At 64.9% G+C, this 17272-nt stretch carries 12 protein-coding genes; 5 read left to right on the forward strand and 7 right to left on the reverse strand.

Translation table 11 applies throughout. The annotated features are described in order from the left end of the window. Positions 1–1289 (forward strand): hypothetical protein (locus tag GXY33_06885; GenBank protein NLX04851.1); only part of this gene is annotated, 1289 nt, incomplete at its 5' end. A 124-nt stretch (positions 1290–1413) separates the two neighbouring features. Here the strand turns inward: GXY33_06885 and GXY33_06890 are convergent. The 6 genes from GXY33_06890 to GXY33_06915 all read right to left on the reverse strand — a co-directional run bounded on the left by GXY33_06890 (position 1414) and on the right by GXY33_06915 (position 10731). After that, positions 1414–3681 (reverse strand): hypothetical protein, encoded by a 2268-nt coding sequence (locus GXY33_06890; protein ID NLX04852.1) that lies wholly within the window; start codon positions 3679–3681, stop codon positions 1414–1416. Between the two features lie 89 nt (positions 3682–3770). After that, a complete protein-coding gene (locus GXY33_06895) occupies positions 3771–4514 on the reverse strand; it encodes a prepilin-type N-terminal cleavage/methylation domain-containing protein (protein NLX04853.1) in 744 nt (247 codons plus the stop codon). Continuing rightward, on the reverse strand, positions 4511–5599 hold the full coding sequence (locus GXY33_06900) for a LacI family transcriptional regulator (protein ID NLX04854.1): 1089 nt from the start codon (positions 5597–5599) through the stop codon (positions 4511–4513). Before GXY33_06900 ends, GXY33_06895 begins: the two co-directional genes overlap by 4 nt. Positions 5600–5747: 148 nt before the next feature. Next, positions 5748–8819 (reverse strand): hypothetical protein, encoded by a 3072-nt coding sequence (locus GXY33_06905; protein NLX04855.1) that lies wholly within the window; start codon positions 8817–8819, stop codon positions 5748–5750. A 38-nt stretch (positions 8820–8857) separates the two neighbouring features. Continuing rightward, entirely contained in the window at positions 8858–9655 is a 798-nt protein-coding gene (locus tag GXY33_06910) for a DUF1559 domain-containing protein (GenBank protein NLX04856.1), read from the reverse strand. Further along, positions 9652–10731: a LacI family transcriptional regulator gene (locus tag GXY33_06915; protein NLX04857.1), complete on the reverse strand. Its 1080-nt coding sequence runs from the start codon at positions 10729–10731 to the stop codon at positions 9652–9654. Before GXY33_06915 ends, GXY33_06910 begins: the two co-directional genes overlap by 4 nt. A gap of 307 nt (positions 10732–11038) precedes the next feature. Between GXY33_06915 and argH the strand changes: the two genes are divergently transcribed. From argH to GXY33_06935, 4 genes are all read left to right on the forward strand, one after another. Then, a complete protein-coding gene (argH, locus tag GXY33_06920) occupies positions 11039–12451 on the forward strand; it encodes an argininosuccinate lyase (protein NLX04858.1) in 1413 nt (470 codons plus the stop codon). Positions 12452–12455: 4 nt separating this feature from the next. Beyond that, positions 12456–13277 carry a sugar phosphate isomerase/epimerase gene (locus tag GXY33_06925; GenBank protein NLX04859.1) on the forward strand — a complete coding sequence of 274 codons (822 nt, stop codon included), beginning with the start codon at positions 12456–12458 and terminating at the stop codon, positions 13275–13277. Between the two features lie 69 nt (positions 13278–13346). Then, positions 13347–14681 (forward strand): alpha-galactosidase, encoded by a 1335-nt coding sequence (gene melA, locus GXY33_06930; protein NLX04860.1) that lies wholly within the window; start codon positions 13347–13349, stop codon positions 14679–14681. A gap of 58 nt (positions 14682–14739) precedes the next feature. Further along, a complete protein-coding gene (locus tag GXY33_06935) occupies positions 14740–15627 on the forward strand; it encodes a VanZ family protein (GenBank protein ID NLX04861.1) in 888 nt (295 codons plus the stop codon). Positions 15628–15910: 283 nt separating this feature from the next. Here GXY33_06935 and GXY33_06940 read toward each other — a convergent pair whose 3' ends face one another. Continuing rightward, on the reverse strand, positions 15911–16906 hold the full coding sequence (locus GXY33_06940) for an SUMF1/EgtB/PvdO family nonheme iron enzyme (protein NLX04862.1): 996 nt from the start codon (positions 16904–16906) through the stop codon (positions 15911–15913). Positions 16907–17272: the final 366 nt, after the last annotated feature.

Below are 17272 nucleotides of genomic sequence, written 5' to 3' on the forward strand. Positions count from 1 at the left end.
CCGGCGCCGTTGAGGGCCGGGGCGTGATGACGATCAGCGACAGCACGTTCCTGCGGAACGAGGACACCAGTCGCGGCGGCGGCGCGATGGACCTGGCCGACGTCGAGGAGGCGACAATCAGCGGCTGTGAGTTTGAAGATAACGTCACCGACGCCTACGGCGGAGCGATCTACGGGCGGTCGATGGCGATCCTCGATTCGACGTTCACCGGCAACCACGCGGACCAGGGCGGCGGTGCGGTCTACTGCCAGGAGGACAGTTCGATCAGCGATTGCGTGTTTACGAACAACACCGCGGTGGAGAGCGGCGGCGCGATCGACGCGGCGGGCATATCCGTCGTGCGATGCCAGGTGACGGGCAATCGGGTGACGGGCGAGTGCGAGGATACCGTCTGGCGGCGCGGCGGCGGGGCGAGCCTGCTTGACGCGGTCGTGGTGCACTCGACGTTCGACGGGAACCAGATCGACGAAGGCGACGCGGGCGGACTGCGGGCGTCGAGGACGTGGATCTCCGATTGCACGATCACCAACAACAAGGTGCTGGCGGATGGCCGGCGCGGCGGCGGATTCCTGGCGGATATGGACTGCGTGGTGGTCGGGTGCACGATCTCCGGCAACGAGCTGGTCTGCGACGCCGTCGACAAGAACAACTCGGGCGGCGGCGGGGCGTGTATCGAGAGCGGCTCGATCCTGCGCGACTGCGTGGTCGAGAACAACGTGCTGACCAGCGGCCGGGGCGGGGGCGTGCTGGCCACGTTCGAGTGCGTGGTGGAGGATTGCCAGGTTAAGAGCAACCAGACCGACTACAATGGCGGCGGCGTCTGGGCCTACGACTCGGACGTCCTGAGTTCGGAGATTCTCGAGAACGCAGCGGGCAGCGAGGCCGGCGGCGTGTTCATCGAGGGCTCGTGGAGTTCAACCAGCGATCCGCGGCGGGCGATGCTGACCGACTGCGTGGTTCGCGACAATGATTCGGCGCGAGCGGGCGGCGTCTATGCCGAGTTCGCCGACCTTGAGGGCACGACGATCTCGGGCAACGAGGCGGAAGATTACTGCGGGGGGATCTACGGCGTGGCAACGGACATCGACAATTGCGCGATCAACCTGAACGTTTCGCCGAAGGGCGGCGGGGCATACCTGACCAGCCTGAACGAGATCGCCTCGACCATCGCCAACAGCGAGGTCGCCGGCAACCGCAGTTCGCGCGGCCTGCTGTGCGGAGGCGGGACGACGGCGACCAACTGCGATATCCACGACAACGAACCGGAGGACACGTCGGGTTGCCCGTGAGGCGGCGCTTGGCGCTGGGTTGCCTGCGCGAGTGATGGGCATTCGAACGGCGGATGGACTTGCGGCTTGGCCGCAGAACCACCCGCCCCACCGCGAATCGCGATGACACGCCATTGATGATCTGCTATCGCTGGAATTCGACGATGAAGACCGGTTCGCTCGGCTCGACGGTCAATACGCCGTCGCCGGCGATCGTGCCTTCGCGGACGGTCCGCAGGTGCCAGTCCTTGAGGGTGTAGCGGCATCCAGCCAGAACGGGGGCCTTGAGAGTAAAGCCCACGCGGGCGACCAGGACGGGCAGGCTCCCGAACTGTTCGCACATCGGAAAGCCCCACTCGACGTAGTCGTGCAGCCGGCCGAACTGGTTGCCGACGGGCCATTTCTCGAGGTTCACCTTCATGCCCGTATTGAACGCCCCGCTGGTCGCGGAGAGAACAAGTCTTTTGCTCTCGGCCAACGATTGGCCGTCGGCGGCGGCCAGGCCGAAGCAGACGAAGCGGTCCTCGCCGGGTTTGGTGTACGGCATGTCTTCAGGAACGTGGACGGTCAGGTTGTCGATTTCAATGCCGTCGCTGAAGGTCACCTTCTCGGGCAGGAACCCAGCGGCGGCTTTGGCCTTGGCCGCGTCGAGTTTCAGGATGCCGGCGTGCCAGTCGAGGCCCATCTGCGAGGTCGGCTGGATTTCCGGCGGGAGAAACTCCCGGCCATGGACGACCGGGCCTTCGACCGCGGCGACCGCGTCGAGCGTCGGATCGAACTTGAGTCGCAGGCCGTAGCGATAGACGGTGGGGGCGAACATGGGCGGAAGCTTGCCCCACTCGACCGACTCGATATCCCAGAGCGTCCGGGCTCCGACAGTCATGATGCTCGGCTTCTCGGCGGCCTCGAACGCGAAATTCTTGAACATCTCGCCGGCGGCCTGCAGCGATGAGACGAGCACTTCATCCCACTTGAACTGGAGACCCTGGCAGGAGTATCCGCTGTCCGGCCGGAGCATCTTGTTGAACGGTTCCTCAGCGGTCAGCAGGTCCGCTTCCGGGTGGCCGTAGTAGTGGAAATCGATCACGTCCCAGTCCTGGATCGAGGCGAGCATGACCAGCAGATACGGGTACTCGCAGCGGTACTTGTCGGGCATCAGGATCATGTTTTCGTATATGAAGGTGGGCTTATCGACGAGGCGGTTCTGCTCGACCCACGGATTGTCGTACGACAGCGACGGCGACTCCTTCAGCAGCGACTTGAACGGGTAGCGCGGCTGGGCCGGATCGAGGGTGATCTGCGAGACGTAGGTGCCGACGGCCAGGGCGTCGCCGTGGCCGCCTACGTAGATGGCCTGCGGTGAGAAGCTGTAGCCGGTGTCGTAGACGATGGGCACGACGGAGATGCCGATATCCGGTTTGCCCTCGGCCCGCATGGCGGCGTAGACCCGCTGCTTGTGGGCGAGCAGCAGGTTGGTGAGAAACTCGACCACATCGGCGCCGCGCTGGCGCGAGAAATCGCGGTAGTTGAGCTGCGCCTCGCGGAAAGCCTTGACGTTCAGGCCGAGGACTTCGGCCTGGGCATCGGTCGGGCAGAAGAGGGGTAGGAGTTTGACGGACGCGCCCTCGAGCGATTCGCCGGGCAGGACGCTGCCCAGCCACGCCTCGCGCAGCTTGGCGTCATCGCCGTAGCGGTCCTTGAGCCACGCGTTCCACTGCCCGTAGAGCTCGTCCTGGAAGAACTGCGGCATCGCCAGGTGATTGGCGCTGTTGAGGATGCGATAGAGCCACCACTGCTCGTTGGTGATCTCCCAGACGTAGAAGACCGGATCGTCGGCCCAGCGGAGCCCGGTGTGCTGGTTGACGTGGTTCAGGAGTTTCTTGATATCGCTGATGTAGCCGGCCTCGGCCCGGGCGTCCCAGACGATCCAGTCCGGACGGGCGACCGGCTTCTCGCCCAGGGCCGCCAGCCAGGCCTCGCGGGTGGCTGGGTCGTCGACCAGGTCCACGTGGCTGGGGCGGATGAGGGCCGAATTCAGCATGTCGGCCCAGACCGAAACGCCGTGCTTGCGAAGCGACGCGAACAGGTAGTCGCGCCGGTCCGGATCGGAATTGTCGCCCCTGGCGTAACTCCAGTTGTCGACGTCGATATCCCACCAGAGCGTGCGAAAACCGTTGAACCCCAGTTCGGCGAACCGCTGGACCTCCGCGTCGATCTCGGCGTAGGTGGCCGCTGAGAGGTTGCCCTGCGAGCCCCAGATCCGGACGCGCTGCCCGCCGCGCGAGAGGTGCCCGTCCTTGATGGTGAAATACTGGTCGGGCGAGGGCAGCTCAGCGGCCTGCGCGAGAGCGGCGGCGAGGACGGTCATCAGAACGATGCGCGCGAGAGGAAGGAACTTGGAAACGCATTTCATCGGTTTGCCTCCAGTGGCTATGTTGATTTCGCTATCGACTGACGGATCATGTTTCAGGGATCGTTTGCCGCCCTTGCGGAGGGCTGTCACTAGTCCGGGTTCAGCTCCGGGTACGGCGACCCCGGCGACGAGAACCACACGTCCATGCCCGGATAGTAGCTTGGGAAGGAGGCCTCGTAGGCCTGGGCGTGGCCGTCGGCCAGCAGGAAGACGATCCGGCCTCCGAGCACCTCGGTCTCGGTGACGCGCATGTTCCGGGCGTGCCGGCGCCAGGAGAACCCCAAACCGTAGCTCGGGTGATAGCCGGACCACCAGAAGGCGCTCGCCCCGAACGCCGACCAGTACGTGTCGATCGGTCCGCCGACCACCGTCTGATCGCCGACGAGAACGACGTCGCAGGGGCTGCGCTGGTAGGAATCGAGCTTGCGGGGTTTCGACGATCCGCTGGGCGCGCCGGAGGCGTAGCGGTTGATGCTGTACGTGCAATGGTCGAGGCCCATGTTCTTCTCCGCCGGGCAATACAGGACGTGCGCCCGACCGGGCTCGTAACCCAGGTGGCCGTCGGATTTTAGGAGCTGGTACCACAGCGGCCCGGCGTTGGCCAGTTCGCCCGCGTCGGCGTGGGGTCCGGCCCCGTAAGGCACCATCCAGCCGGAGTTGTCCGAGACGTAGCGGACCACCGCGAATCCGATCTGACGCTGATTGCTCAGGCACCCGGCGACCTGCGCCGCTTCGCGGGCCGCCGACAGGGCCGGCAGCAAAATCGCCACCAGCACCGCGATGATCGCCACCACGACCAGCAACTCGATCAACGTAAAACAATGTCGTTTCATGGTTTCTTGCCTTCTTCAGCCGACATGCCGTCCACCCGGCCGTCGCCGCGCCACGACCGCGGCTCCTCCACCAGCTTGCCGCGGTACCGGTGTGTCGGGACGTCCTGCCCGGAATTCGCGATCCGCCGCAGCAGCATCTCGACCGCGAGCTTGCCCATCTCGAGACGATCGAAGTGGACGCAGGGTATCGCCACCGGAGCGACCCAGACCGTCGGATCCATATCGCACGCGACGATCGTCATGTCCCGCGGCGCCTTCAGCCCCAGTTGATAGCACGCGAACAGGGTCCGCACCGCTTCGAACATCGCATGGGTCACGATCGCCGTCACCCCGTATTTCTCGCGAAACAGCTTCGTCCGGCCCAGGTACTCGTCGTCCCTGCCGTACAGCCATTTGAGGGGCTCGTCCCACAGCGGGATCGGCGGCAGGCTCGCCCGCGTCATCGCCTGAACGTACCCCTTCATCCGATCCGCCTGGCAACTGTGGCGGAGCCGATGATAGCACGGAATGTACGCGATGTTCCGGTGCCCCGCATCGATCAGGTACTGCGTGGCCGTCTCGCCGCCGGCCACGTCGTCCGGCATGATCGTATTGCACGGCCGCGAGCCCGAAAGGTTCACGTAGACGTACGGCAATCCCAGCTTCGCCACCACCGCATCGACGTCGCCCGAAATCTGCGCCACGTCCAAAATCAGCCCGTCCACCGACACCGTACTGAGCAGCGGAAGACGCTCGATCTCCTCCGCCCGCGACGACCACGAGACCGCCCCCATTGCCAGCTTCAGCCCGTTCTCCGTGAGCGCCTGCGAGATCCCCTCCATCAACCTCGCCCCATAGTACGAATTCGTGTGCTCCCGCTCGAAGATCAGCCCGATCGTCTCGTGCCGCTGACGCGCCAGCATCCTCGCCGCTGACAGCGGCTTGTACCCCGTCGCCCGAATCGCCTTGAGCACCCGCGCCCGGGTCCGCGGAGCTACGTTGCTCGCGTTGTTCAGCACCCGCGAGACCGTCGCCGGGGCCACCCCCGCCAGACGGGCGACATCCACGTACGTCAGCCTGTCCTTGTTCAACTTGACTACCGGCACGGGTATTCCCTGAAACCAAGTAATGAATTCGAATTCATAGAAGCCATTGTAACCGCCGCTTTCAATTGTGTCAATGGCAAGCTAAGACCAATAACTCCAATGCGTTACATTCAAGTCCATGTGGTGGGCAGATGGTGTGAGGGCAAATTCATCGGGCGGATTCTCCGGTCTGCCAGACCGCCGCGGTGACGGCCAGGAGCACGACCGTCGGTTCGCTGTGGTCGCGGACCTTCAGGCGGATCGACTCGATCGGTTCGTCCTGCCGCGGATTGTCCCAGTACCAGATGCGGATGAAGCGATACGGGGTGCCTTCCGAGAGCGACTGACTGGCGCGGACCGTGACGGTGCGGCTGTCTTCGCCTTCGACGTGGTCGAGCCACCAGTCCCAGATGTTCGCGCCCAGCACAATCGGAGCGTTAACCGTCGCGCCGTCGGCGTAGGTGATCTCATACGCTCCGGCTTCGATGCCGGAGACCTGGGCGTAGTTGGCGGCGTGGGCGAAGAACAGGCCGCGCACCTTGCGGCCGACGGCGATCGGCGGCGACTCCAGCGGGCCGGCGGCCATCGTCCGCCCGCGCATGGTCACGACCGCCTTGCCGTCGTTGGCGGCTGGATCGACGATCCGGAACGGCACGCCGAGCCACTCGATGCCTCCGGGCGCCAGGTCGCGCAGGTCGTTGAACGGCCCCTCATCGGTCCAGCCGCCCTCGCCGTCGCCGGCCTTCTCGTCGGCCAGCGCCATGTTCGCCGCCGCGGAAACATCCAGCGGGATCAACCGGTCCGGACCGAGTTCCGAGGCGATCGAGAAATCGGGCATCGGCTTGGGCCCCTTGGCCCCCGACTCGCTGGGCTCCGCGGCCTGCACCGGCGGCTTGACCAGCTCGATTTCGGCGGCCTCCAGCAGCGCAGCCAAGCTCTCCGCCTTGCCGTCGTGACGCAGGTAGACCGGCGTCGAAGCGATCCGCACCGCGCCGTCATGGGCGATGTCGTTGCCCATCAAATCGACCGCCCGGCCCTGGTACGGCACCTTCGCCTCGGCTTCGTCGACGGCGAACGCGACCGCCACCGATCCGCCGTCGTTGCGATCGAAAAGGTACACGTGCAGGCCGTCGACCGGCGTAAGCTCCTTAAAGAATGTTCCACCATCGAGCTGCCAGACCAGAATGCACGTGGCGAAGGTCGAGGTCCGTGGTGCGTTGGTGATCTCAAGCGTGCTATAGAACTCGTAGGCGTTCTGCGGTCCGATGGTGGTGTGGAAATAGTAGAACCAGTGCCCCACGCCCTCCGCCATCAGCGAGACGTACGACTGGACGATCCGCTCCGCCGACTGGAGAAAGTTCATCGGCGGCCGGCGGCTTTCCGGCGGCAGCGCCTCGAAGTCCAGCCCGCGCAGGAACGTGCCCGCGCTCATCCCGCCTTCCGAGAAGACCAGCGGAATCTCGCGGTCGGTGAACTTGGCCAACGTGCTGCGCATCTGCCGCGCCGCCTGAACGGCGGTGTCCCATGAATCGCGCGCGCCGAAGTACTGATGATACGAAATCCCGTCGAGATGATCGAGCGCGCCGGCCTTCAACACAGCCCGCGCCCACACGCTCGTGTCGATGTTGGCGTAGACCTTGACCTCCGGATCGACCGATTTGGCCGCTTCGGCGCTGACCCGGCAGAGCGTCACGTAGTCCTCAACCGACCCTTCGAAAAAGAACGAGCACCACGGCTCATTCCACACCTCCCAGTTCTTGATCCGGTCGTAGCGCCTGACGCTCTCGCGAACGTAGTTGGCGTACGCCTCCAGGTCGGTGGGCATCCAGCCGCGCGGATAGCCGTCGACCGCAATCGGTTCGGGATGCCGCCCGTCCTTGAGCCTCACCGCCCAGTGCGGCGCAGCGAACCACTCGCCCCAATGGTCGATGCCCAGCGCGTTGAGCTGATCGTAGTGGCTCTCCTTCTGCACCATCGTCCACTTGCCGCGCTCGTACTCCATGTTCCGCCACCAGGTGTACTGGTTCTGATCGTGGCAGCGGTTGGCCGAAAAGCCCAGCCGCTTGGCCAGCTCGGTTTCCTGGCGATTGGTCTGCTGGATGTGGCAGCCGAAAAATGAATGCTTCGGCGGATCGCCCGGCGGCACGCAGCCGAAGCTCGTGATGTCACGCCACTGCTCCGACCCCTCGATCACGACCCGCGCCTCGACCTTGAAGATGCCCGTCCGATCCGAGGCAAAGCGAACCGCAAACGCCTGGCGCCCGCCGGGCGCCAGCGCAAACTCGAACGTCTGCGGCTCGCCCTGAGGCTTTTCCCACAGGTCCAGAAGCGTCAGCACCAGCCGGCCGCGCTGCTCGCGGTCGGTGCGGTTGACGATCGGCGCCTCGAAGGCGAACGGCTCGCCGGGGCTGACCAGCACGTTGTCAAAGTCGCGATACACCAGCTCCGGATAGACCTGCCACCGCTTCTCCTGAGTCAACGGCGGCAGGGCGCGAAGCTCCTCCGCCACCGCCTGCGGCTCGCGACACAGACGGGCGATTTCCGCCAGATCGAGCACGCGATCCCAGATCGCCAGCTCATCGAAAACGCCCGGCGCCTCGCCGCCCAGAGAAAAGCCGTCCTCGGACGCCCCGTCAATGCGGTCGATCTCCGCCGAAGCGAGAAGCTTGCCGTTAATGTAAATCTTCTTGCGGGCCTTGCGCTGCGCGTCGCCCTGGAGATTGGCGGCGGGCCCCTCAGCCGGGTCCGAGTTCCTGTCCCACGTGATCGCCACGTGGGTCCACCGGTCTTTCGGCAACGCCGAAACCGGAACGTGGCACGACCAGTCCCACCGGTAATCGTACCCGGGCGGCGTGCTGCCGGTCATGAAGTAGACCACCTGGTGGGCCGCGATGGCCGCAAGCTGAAACCATTGCGTCGAAAAAATCGCCCGGTCGCGGTCGCCCAACTCGATCGCCGGCTTGATCCAGAAACTCAACGTCCCCTTCGCGCGGGTGAAGTTGCCGGCGCAGACGTATCGGGCGCCCGGCGGCGACTGGTTCTCGAACCCATGGCCGACCTTGCCCTCAGCGGCTGTGTACGCGCCCACCGCCTCGCGAGCCCCGGCGCAGTTGTCCGGCCCCAAACCCTCCTCGAAACCGGCATAAAAGGTCATGCCGTCGGTGATCGGTGCGGCGATCGCGGCGTGCGCAATGACACAGACTAGAACGAGCATCATTACAATCGTGCGGTTGCTGGGCATAAAGGCTCCTCGAGTTGATGCAGACCAATCCTGCAGCGTCAGATTCCGTATCCGGAATTCCACGTCTCGTGCTGCCAGAGGTTCCACTGATGATCCGGCCCTCCGTCCTGAGAGCACGGGGCGCTGCCGGCGTGGAAGTCGAAGAACAAAATGTTGAACGACGGGCCGTTGGCGCCCGGGTGCCGCTGCGCGGGCGCGGACAGCCATGAGCCATTGGACCCCAGGATCGCCTTCCACGTCTGATCGAGATGATAGCCGACTCCAGGATAACTCAGCGAACTGGAGTCGACCACGTACACCGTCTGCGAAGGCGGGGTCAGGATGCTGGTCAGTTGCCGCGAGGCGAACTGCGAGCAGTACGCCTGACCGTACCAGGCCTCCGGCAGGATCGGGGCCGGCGGGCACATCGCGTTCATCCCGTAACCGGCCGTGGCGAACGTCGGGTTCAGCGAGCCCATCTGCACCTCGGTCTCCGGACACGTGGTCACCTGACCCGCCGGATAGTCGGAGTGGCCGGGATCGCCGCCCATGTAGAAAAACCGCAGCCAGTCGTCCCACGTGTTGTCCCACGGGTAGTTGCCGGGCCAGGTCTCGTACCCGGGCCAGATCCGATCCATAGGCAGCCGGTTCTTGCCCAGCGGCAGCATCAGATCGCTGTGATCGAGGCTGTAGGCGGCCAGGGCGACGCCGATCTGGCGCAGGTTGCTCTGGCAGGAAATCGTCCGCGCGTGGCTTCTCGCCGCATTCAACGCCGGCAGCAGGATGGCCACCAGCACCGCGATAATCGCCACGACCACCAGCAGTTCGATCAACGTAAACGAGCGGTTCGCTTTCATGATTGGTCCTCGACACTCTCACGCACCGTCGCCACCGAATCGCCGGCGACGAACGTCCCGTCGTAGGTGATGCTGGGCACAGCCGCCCCGTTCTCCTCGATCCGCTGCAGAAGCATCTTGACCGCCAGGCGGCCCATCTCGTACCGGTCGAGATGAAAACACGTGATCGGCACCGGCGTGATGTCCGGCTGAGGCGCGTGGTCGCAGGCGATCAGGCTGACGTCCTCGGGCACCTTCAGGCCCAGTTGAAAACAGGAGTACAGCATTCGAATCGCTTCGACGTACGAGTAGCAGACCACGGCTGTGCAGCGGTGCTCGCGGTGAAAGACCCTCATCCGGACGATATAGTCGTCCTCCTCGCCGTCGCCGCCGACCTTGCGGGTCAGAGGCTTGTCCCACATCGGAATCGGCGGCAGGCCCGCCCGCTGCATCGCACCGGCGTAGCCGTTCATCCGATCCGCCTGGCTGCTGTGGGTCACGTTGATCGGACAGGGAATGTAGGCGATCCGCCGATGGCCCCGCTCGATCAGGTACGTCGTCGCCTGGACGGCCACCGGCTCGTCGTTGGGACTGATCCGGTTGTACGGCCGCGAACCCGACGGATTAATCAGGACATAAGGAATCCGCAGCCGCCCCGCCATCGCATCCACGTCCCCCTCGATCTGCGCGATATCGAGCACCAGCCCATCGACCGATGCCGTCCGGATCATCGGAAGCTCCTCGACCTGCTCCACCCGGCTCTTCCACTGCACCATGCCCGTGGCCAGCCGCAGCCCGTTCTCCGTCAGGGCCCCGCAAATCCCCTCCATCAACTGGGCCCCGTAGAGCGTCGTCACGTGCTCCCGCTCAAAGACCAACCCGACCGTCTCGTGCCGCTGACGGGCCAGCATCCGCGCCGCCGCCGACGGCCGGTAGTTCAGCATGTCCGCCGCCCGCATGACCTTCTCGCGAACCTGAGGCGTGACGTTCGCCGCCCCGTTCAAAACCCGTGAGACGCTGCCGATCGTCACCCCGGCAAGCTGGGCGACGTCCATGCAGGTGACCCGTTTTCGCGACCGCGGCGTTCCCGCTTTCATCGATAGGTTCATTCCTCAATAAAGCGCTTTAACAGGCTCCATCGTAACCGCTTGCCCCGATGCTGTCAAGCCCCTGTCCGATCGCTCCTCCAATATGACACAAGAAGCTGGAAAATAAGTGGTTAAGACAATGTGCGTCCTGGCGGCGGAGCCTCCGCACGGCCCGTCGGGCCTGGAAATCCACCCGCTCATCCCGCGGTGAAAGGTTTCATCCAGGGTCGCCCGCCCCTTCGGGGCCGCCCTTTTTCAATTGATCTTTGGATGGCCATAGGGTTGACTGGGGAAAACACAACACAAGGAGCAGGCCATGGCAGCGCGAAAAAAAGCGGATGCCGGTAAACCCATGTGGCACGGACGGTTCGAGAAAGAACCAGCCGAACGCACCCAGGCCTTCGTCGAATCCCTGAGTTTCGACCGGCGACTCTACAAACACGACATCACCGGCAGCATTGCCCACGCCCGCATGCTCGAGGCGGTGGGGCTGATCAAGCCGGCCGAACGCAAAGCCATCGAAAAGGGCCTGCGGGCCATCGCCGAGCGGATCGACCGCGGCGAATTCGAGTTCGCCACCGCCGATGAGGACATCCACATGGCCGTCGAGGCGGCCCTCATCCGCGAGATCGGCGAGCCGGGTAAAAAACTCCACACCGCCCGCTCGCGCAACGATCAGGTGGCCCTCGACCTGCGGCTGTACCTGCGGGACGCGATCGACCTGCACCTGGCCCCGGCGATCCGCAGCCTCCAGTCGGCGTTCCTGGCCCTGGCCCGGAAGCAGGGCGAACTGGTGATGCCCGGCTTCACCCACCTTCAGCACGCTCAGCCGGTGGTGGCTGGGGCGGTCCTGCTGACCTACGTCGAGCAACTGGAACGCGACCGCCTCCGCCTGCTGGACTGCCGCCGCCGGATCGACTGCTGCCCGCTCGGCGCGGCGGCCCTGGCCGGCACGACCCTCCCGATCGACCGCAACCACGTGGCCGGCGAACTGGGCTTCGGCGAGCTGTGCCGCAACTCGATCGACGCGGTCAGCGACCGCGACTTCGCCGCCGAGTTCGTCTTCGACCTGGCGCTGATCGCCGTCCACCTGTCGCGCTGGGCCGAGGAATGGGTCCTCTGGTCGGCCCCGGAATTCGGCTTCGTCGTCGTCGGCGAACAGTATTGCACCGGTTCCAGCATCATGCCTCAGAAGCGCAACCCCGACGTGCTCGAGCTGATCCGGGGCAAGAGCGGCCTGGTCTGCGGCCAGCTCACCGGGCTGATGACCATGCTCAAGGGCCTTCCGCTGGCCTACAACCGCGACCTGCAGGACGACAAACGGGCCGTCTTCGACGCCTACGACAGCGTTTTGGCGTCGCTCGAGATTGCCGCCGATCTGGTCGCCTCGACCAGCCTCGACGGCGAGGCAATGGCCCGCCGCCTGGATGAGGGATTCCTCGAGGCCACCGCCCTCGCCGAATACCTGGTGGCCAAAGGCACGCCCTTCCGCCAGTCGCACCAGATCGTCGGCCGGATCGTCGCCTCCGCCGAAAAACAGGGCCGGAAATTGCGGGATTTATCGCTGGACGAGTTGAAGGCCTTCTCGGAGAATATGGCCTCGGACGTCCACCGGATACTGGATTCGCGGCACGTGGTCGCCGCCTATCGCAGCGCCGGGTCGGCGGGCGTGACCGAGCTGCGAAAGCAGATCAACCACTGGAAAAAAGTTCTTAACGCAAGGAATTGAAACGATGGCTGATAAGCTCCAACTGGGTCTGATTGTCGGGCTGCACGATGACATGGTCACCGAGTTCCGCAAGATCGAGGATCTGGGCATTCCCACCTGCCAGGTCACCGGAACCGTCGAAAGCTACGTGAACTTCGGCAAGCTCGACGCGATCGCCACCGCGATGGCCAAGACAAAGGTCGACGTCAGCGCGATCTTCATGGCCTACGACGGCCAGACCTACAACACCGAGACGGGCCCCTCGACCGACGGCTTGATCCCCGAAGAGCACCGCGCCCGACGCACCGAAATGACCCTCAAAGCCGCCGACCTGATCAAGGACCTCGGCGTGGCCACCGTGGTCTCGCACGTGGGGTTCATTCCCGACGACGAGACCGACGAACTGTACACCGGCTTCCTCGAATCGATGAAGACGGTCGCCAAGCACCTGGACGCCAACGACCAGGTCTACCTCTTCGAAACCGGCCAGGAACTGCCCTCGACCCTCAAGCGAACCATCGACCACGTCGGCACGGGCAACCTGTTCGTCAACCTCGACCCGGCCAACCTGATCCTCTACGGCAAAGCCAATCCGCTCGACGCCGTGGCCATCCTCGGACCGTGGGTCCGCGGTATGCACGCCAAGGACGGCATCTGGCCCAACCGTGACGAGACGCTGGGCCACGAGACCCGCCTCGGCGACGGCAAGGTCAACTTCCCGCTGCTGCTGCGGCGCCTCAAAGCCTGCGGCTTCCAGGGCCCGGTGACCATCGAACGCGAGATCAGCGGCCCCCAGCAGATCGAGGACATCAAGTACGCCATGCGGTTCCTCGACCCCATGCTCTAGACAAAAGCGGCAACGTGGCTTTTTCATCGAGATACGGCAGAGCCTTAGCCATCATTCGGAGATAGGTACGTGGCCAAAGTCACCTTCATCGGAGCGGGCAGCCTCGGCTTCGCCCGGCGGCTCATCATCGACGTGCTCAACTGCCCCGCCATGCGGGATACGCACTTTTGCCTGATGGACGTCGATCCCAAACGCCTCGACTACACCCGCCGGATCGGCGAGCGGATCATCCGCGAGCAGAAGATGCCGGCCAAGGTGACCGCGACCACCGATCGCCGCGAAGCCTTGCGCGACGCCGACTTCGTGGTCATCATGCTCCTGGCCCACGGGGTCGAACCCATCGAAGCTGAATACCGCATCCCGCTCAAACACGGGATCGACCAGTGCGTCGGCGACACCCTCGGTCCGGGCGGCGTGTTTCGATTCCTGCGGACCGCGCCGATGATCCTGGACGTCTGCCGCGACGTGATGGACGTGGCCAAACCCAACTGCTGGGTGCTCAACTACACCAACCCGATGTCCATGCTCACCTGGGCCGCCTACCGCGGATGCCCCGGAATCAAGTTCGTCGGCCTCTGCCACAGCGTCCAGGGCACCACTGAAATGCTCGCCAAGGCCATCGACGTGCCCTACGAGGACGTCCGCTACTGGGTTGGCGGCATCAACCACCAGGCCTGGGTCCTCCAGTTCCGCCACAAGGACGGGACCGACCTCTACCCGCGACTCAAGGAAGCCCTGCCCAAATCGCCCAGGAACAAGCCCGGCATCGCCGACGGCGAAATGGTCCGGATCATGATGATGCAGCACCTGGGCTACTTCGTCACCGAGTCCAGCGGCCACAACAGCGAGTACAACCCCTGGTTCCGCAAACGCAGCGACCTGATCGAAAAATACACCGGCCCCGACTTCGCCGGCGAGTCCGGGTTCATCGCCCGGGCCTACGGCAAGGACCGCGAAGGCTGGGAAAAAGGCCTCGAGGATCAGGTCAACCAGGCCGATCCAATCGACTTTGTCCGCAGCCACGAGTACGGCTCGGGCATCATCAACGCGATCTGGACCGATGCGCCCTTCCGGATCTACGGCAACGTCCGCAACGACGGACTGATCACCAGCCTCCCCGAAGGCTGCTGCGTCGAAGTGCCATGCCTGGTCGACGGACACGGCGTCAACCCGTGCTTCGTCGGCGAGCTGCCTCCGCAGTGTGCAGCCCTCAACCGCATGAACGTCAGCGAACACGAACTGGCCGTCGCCGCCTTCTTCGAACACTCCCGAGAGCGCCTCTACCAGTCGCTCTACTACGACCCGCTGACCGCAGCCAAGCTCTCGCTGCCCGAGATCCGGGCGATGGCCGACGAGATGATCGCGGTCGAAACCCAGCACGGCTGGTTGCCGCCGCTGCGCTAAAACACGGTCCGGACGCACGCGGGATAGACGCGGCGCAACGTTTCAGGGGCTTTTGCATATGAGCAGCCAGGCCAGACCGGGCGAGGCCCGGTGGTTCTATCTCGTCCTAACCGCGGCGTGGGTCGTGCTGCTGGTCTACGGCAGTTGGTGGCCCTTCGAATTCCACCACCTCCAAGCCGGAACGGCGTGGGAACGATTCCTCCAGAAAATGGACCCGGTGGATCAGCGATTCTCCAAAAACGACCTGCTGGCCAACACCCTGCTGGGCATGCCGCTCTCGTTTCTGGCCCTCGGCGCCCTGGGCCGGCGATTGTCGCTGGACCGCGTGGTGCTGGTGATCTGCGGGGCCTGGACAACCAGCTTCCTCGTCGAGTTCGTCCAGGTCTATCTGCCGATCCGGTCGTCGTCGCCAGCCGACATCCTCGCCCAGTGGGCCGGCACGCTGCTGGGCTTGGGAATGTGGTTCGCCGTCGGTCCGATCCTGACCCACAGCGCCGGATCGTTCCTGCGGAAGCGGTTCCTGCCCGGTCTGCGGGCCAGGGTGCTCGTGGCCTACGCGGCCACCCTCTTCGTCTACTGGCTCCATCCCTTCCTGCTCACGCTGCACCCAGCCTCCCTCTACCACAAGTACCGCGACGGCCAAATCGTGCTGCTCCCCTTCTCGGAAACCGGTGGCCTGCCGTTTCCCGAGGACGTCCTGACCGTGGCCCTGATGCTCCCGCTGGGATTCCTGCTCTTCTCCATCAGCCGCTCGCGATGGCCCGCCCTCTGGGCCACCCTCTGGTCGCTGGCGTTCGCCCTCTTCATCGAGTGCTGCCAGGTCCTCAGCGAAATGCACACCGCCAGCGCCACCCACATCGTCCTGGCCTGGGCGGGCGGCACGCTCGGAGTGCTGTCCGGCTCGCTCGCCGACCTGCTGTTCGGCTCGCACGACCCTCTGGTATAAACACCCCCCCACCGATCAACCCCAATGGGGCGCAAGCATGTAGCCAGAGAGCGCAACCCCCTGCTTATCAACCACCCGCCGGCGCCGATCAGCCCCAAAGGGGCGCAAGCCTGTAGCCAGGGGCGCAAGCCCCTGGTATCAAATGCCCCCCGCGCCCCTCAGCCCCGAAGGGGCGACAGAAAGACTACCTCATGTCGCATTGGCCGCCTGTCCCCTGCGCGATGCGAGAGATTGCACTCTCAAAACCGCATGCCGCTTCGCGGCGAAGAAAAAGGGCAAAGGCCTACCTGCGCACGTCCCTTCGCCTCAGGAACATCCCAACCGCGCCCAAGACGAGGATCGCCAGGCAACCTGGCTCAGGGACCTCGGAGACGCGGAACCCGAGGCCGCCGACCTCGGAGCCCGGGCTACTGATGCCGCGAGTCGATGCGCGCAGCATGACCTCGTACTCATCGAACGAACCACCCCGGAAGCCGGGATACGAAGTGGAGATGATCGCCTCGTTCCATTCCGAGACGTTGCCGCCCTGGTCGAACGTCCCGTAGGGGCTGTCGGAATTCTCGTGGCCCCCCACCTCCGTGAGGTAGTAGGGGCTGCCGATCGTGTATCCGCTGTCCTCGAACGTGGCGTTGTTGCCGGGGTCGCTCGGGTCCCCCAGGACATTGCTGGGCACGCTGTTGCTGCTCGTTGGGTACAGGAAGTACCCGGCGCTGGTTCCGCCGCCCTTGTAGTACGCCGCCTTGTACCACTCGTCCTCGCTGGTGACCGCCCAGATCCAGTCTGTCTCCCGGGTGATGCTGGTGCTGGTCGGGCTGGTCACACCATTGAGGAAGTAGGCCCCGTCCTCGGTGGTGGCAAGACCCTGCGCCCCAGTCGGCTGGCCATTGTGGAGCCAGTTGGCAAACCGGCAGGCGTCCCAAAAGCTCACGTAGTTCACCGGGCGGTTCGCCCAGTCGCCGGCCACGCGGTACTGGTACGGGTCGCCGCTCGTACCGCTGCCAGCGTACCGCTCGATCTTGCAGCCGTACACGTAGGACCACATGCCCGGGTTGTACAGCCCGTGCGTGTCCACGCCCGCCACGGCATTGAGGAGGGCGCAGTACTGCCCCGCCGTCACCTCGTAAGTGCCGATGTTGTACTGGTAGGCGACCGCCCCGTAGCCCGTACTATCCGGCCCGTTGCCCATATCGCTTACCGGAACGGTGTCGATCGTCACCGCCGATCCGGCCGTACCAAGAATCAACACCGCACCCACCGCCACCGTCAGCATCGTTTTCATCACCCGTACCTCCTGTAGATAGGTTCCCCAAGACCCCGCCGCAGGCTACGCCGCCCGCTGCGCAACACAAAACGCGGAGAAAAACTCTCTCTCTAGGTGATTCAACAGCCGCGAGTATACCGCCTTCCCCATCACCTGTCAAGCGGCGGCCATTGTGCCTCAATGACGCCCTCTGGCGGGTCGCCTGGGCTTAAAGGACGGCCGGACGCTCCAGCAGCGATCTGATAATCGCCGGGACGCGGGTCCGGATCGGCGCAGGGACCGCGCGTAGGCCTCAAGATCGACATTCAGCAGGTGTGCGCTCGCCTCCGTCTCCACACGCTCGATCGCCTGCCTTAGGCGCTCGCGGTGGACCGCCGGCTCAGC

This window comes from Phycisphaerae bacterium (assembly GCA_012729815.1).
In the GTDB taxonomy this organism is placed as follows: Bacteria; Planctomycetota; Phycisphaerae; order JAAYCJ01; family JAAYCJ01; genus JAAYCJ01.